Raw genomic sequence first — 2627 nt, 5'->3', positions numbered from 1 at the left:
GGGTCTGCGGGCGCGGCGGGTGCGCGGGCGGTGGCGGCGCGGCCGGCGTGTCGGCGGCAGGCTCGGCGGCGGGGGCAGCTGCGGAGTCGGCTGCCGGGTCGGGGGCGGTGCCCTCGGACTCGGTCGCCGGCGGTTGCTCGCCCCGGGGTTCCGCCATCGGGGTGACCAGGTGCCAGGGGCCGGGGCCGGAGACCGCCCAACCGTCCATCGCGGCGGTGTCGAACGCCGGCAGGTCGGTGAGGGCGGGCAGCGGCTCGGCGAGGGTGTGGCCGAGTGCGCCCTCCAACGAGCGCAGCGCGGCAGGCAGTGGACGCACCGCACGGAAGGCGGTCTCGCGGGCGGTCTGCCAGTCCGGGGCGTGCCGGCCCGAGGTGTTCCACGCGGCGAGGACCGGCGGGAGCGCCAGTTCGTCGACCTCGGCGGGCGCGGGGGCCGTGGCCGGGCCGGGTGCGGCGGAGCCCTCCGGCGCGGGTGCGGACGCAGGTGCGGACGCGGGTGCGGGCTCCGGCGCGGGTGCGGGTGCGGCGCCCGACTCCGGAGCGGGGTCCGGCTCGGAGTCCGGAGCCGGCGCGGAGTCGGGAGCGTCGGTGGGCGTGGGCGGTGCGGCGGCCGTGCGGGAGCGCGCCCGGCGGGCGGCACGGCCGGAGCGGCGGGGCTGCCGCACGGCGGCGTCGCCGGGCGCGTCGCCGTGCTCGGCTGGAGCAGCGGACGGCTCGGGTGCGACGGGCGCCGCGCCGTCGGCCGGGCCCGGGACGGCGCCCCCGGCGGGGCCGGACTCCGCCTCGGCGTCCTCGGCGGCGGGGGCGAGGTCGGGGACGTCCGGGGCGTCGGCGTCCGGGGCGAGACCGGCCGGGTCGGTGGTGGGGGCCGGCGCCTCGTCCGTCGAGGACGGCTCCGTGCCGGGCTCCGCGCTCGGGGCGGCAGGACGATCGGTGTCCAGCCACACGTCGTACCAGTCCTCGTCGGAGGACCGGGCCGGGCCGGGGGTCCCCGCGGCGCCCGCGTCGGCCCCGGCCGGCCGGGTGGGGCGCGCGGGCTCCGGCCGAGGGCCGTCGTCGAGATCGAGGAACAGCGCCGGGTCCGGGTAGGGGTCCGCAGCGGCGCGCAGCCGCGCGGCCTCGCCGCTGTCGCGGCTGTCCCGGGTGATGGCCAGACCGTTGGCGAGCGCCAGGGCGTCGTCGAAGTCGTCCGTCATCGGCCGGTCGCCCCCTCGGCCGCGTCGGTCGCTTCGGTCGCGGCGCCGGGCCCCGCGCCGGGTGCGCCCTGCGGCGCCTGACCCGGTTCCTGCTCCTGCTCCTGCTGCCAGCGGGCGGCGAGCGCACCGATGCGGCGCGCAGCCTCGGCCGGGTCCACGCCGGCGCTGCCGGCCGCGTACCCCAGCAGATAGGTCGTCAGCGGCGCGGCGGGCCTGGTGACTCCGTGTGCCGCGTCGCGGGCGGCGTCGAGCAGCGCGCCGGTGTCCACGTCGGTGTCGATGTCGAGCTCGGCCTTGACGGCGGCCAGCCATTCCTCCAGCACGCGACCATCGTCCCTGATGCGGGTGCGCGCAGCCGCGATGTCGGCCCAGGTGTCGCAGTCGACAGGGCCGTTCGGGGAGGTGGCGAGCCGATGGACCCGCAGCGCGGCGGGCAGCAGCCGCAGCGGGAGCCCGTCCAGTCGGCCGTGCTCGGCGCGGATGCCGGCCAGCGCGGTGAGCAGCGGCGCGACGCGGTAGCCCGCCGCGAGGGTCTGGTCGCGGCCGTCGGCGTCGATCGGCACCACCGCGTCCGCACCGTCGGGCGGGTCGGTGACGGCGGCCACCAGCTCGGGGGTGAGGAACGGCAGGTCGGTGGCGAGGACCGCGACCACGGGCGGGGCGCCCGGCGACGGCGGCCGCCCCGGGTGGTGGCCGAGCGCCGCGAGGCCGGCCGCCACCGCTGCCAGCGGGCCGCCACCGGGCGGGTCCTCCCGGGCGCGGAGCACCGGCCGGACGGTGGGGCGCGGCGGGCCGACGACCACGGTGCCCCGCGCCGCCCGGCAGGCCGTGAGGACCCGGTCCAGCAGGGTCCGCCCACCGACCCGCACGGCAGCCTTGTCCGTCCCGCCGAGGCGCCGCCCCGCACCGCCGGCGAGGACCACCGCGTCGAACGGGACGGGCGCGGCTGCACGCGGCCGACCGCCTCTCCCCCGGGCGCTGCCCTGGTCTCGCATGCCGTCAGTATCGCGCCGGAAGAGCCGGTTGGGCAGTGGCTCGCCGCAACCGGCCCCCGATCGGGGCGGGGCCCGGGCCGCCCGGCACCTGTCGCCCCGAGTGACCACAAGGGGTGAGGTCGGTGACTAAGGTTGTGCCCGTGTCCGACTTCGTTCACGAGGCGCGCTCACGCAAGCACGCCCTGCTCAGGATGGCGAGCGACGACCCGGTCGAGCGGTGGCTGGTGCAGGAGTACGCCGAGGCGACACCCGACCCGCCACCCACCGCCGCCCACCGGGGGATCGCCACGCGCGGCTGTCCGCGCTGCGCCCGCACGATGTGGCGGCAGTGGGAGACCGGCCCGCTCTGGGTCTGCTCCCGGTGCGGCCACCTGGAGGAGGGTGAGGCTGCGCCGTGAGACGCGGGCGCCCGCCGGCGGGGCCATCGGCGGACGGCT

At 79.8% G+C, this 2627-nt stretch carries 2 protein-coding genes and 1 pseudogene; 1 reads left to right on the top strand and 2 read right to left on the bottom strand.

The genetic code is table 11. The features are described 5' to 3' along the window. Together HCN52_RS25760 and HCN52_RS23690 are read right to left on the bottom strand one after the other, a co-directional pair. Positions 1-1195 (bottom strand): annotated as a pseudogene (locus tag HCN52_RS25760) (hypothetical protein); the annotation flags it as partial. Beyond that, a complete protein-coding gene (locus HCN52_RS23690) occupies positions 1192-2190 on the bottom strand; it encodes a nucleotidyltransferase family protein (protein ID WP_168090465.1) in 999 nt (332 codons plus the stop codon). The gene HCN52_RS23690 and the pseudogene HCN52_RS25760, both read right to left, overlap by 4 nt. Before the next feature lie 140 nt (positions 2191-2330). Between HCN52_RS23690 and HCN52_RS23685 the strand changes: the two genes are divergently transcribed. Continuing rightward, positions 2331-2588, top strand: coding sequence for a hypothetical protein (locus tag HCN52_RS23685; protein ID WP_312876856.1), 258 nt, complete (start codon positions 2331-2333; stop codon positions 2586-2588). The last annotated feature ends 39 nt before the right edge of the window (positions 2589-2627 follow it).

This window comes from Streptomyces bohaiensis (genome assembly GCF_012033785.1).
Classification (GTDB): Bacteria; Actinomycetota; Actinomycetes; order Streptomycetales; family Streptomycetaceae; genus Streptomyces; species Streptomyces bohaiensis.
Note: the sequence above shows the minus strand (reverse complement) of the source record. Positions and strands in the feature narration are given on the sequence as shown.

Excerpts from the sequence above, each read along its gene's own strand:
- HCN52_RS23690 (WP_168090465.1), bottom strand. The coding sequence starts at position 2,190 with ATGCGAGACCAGGGCAGCGCCCGGGGGAGAGGCGGTCGGCCGCGTGCA.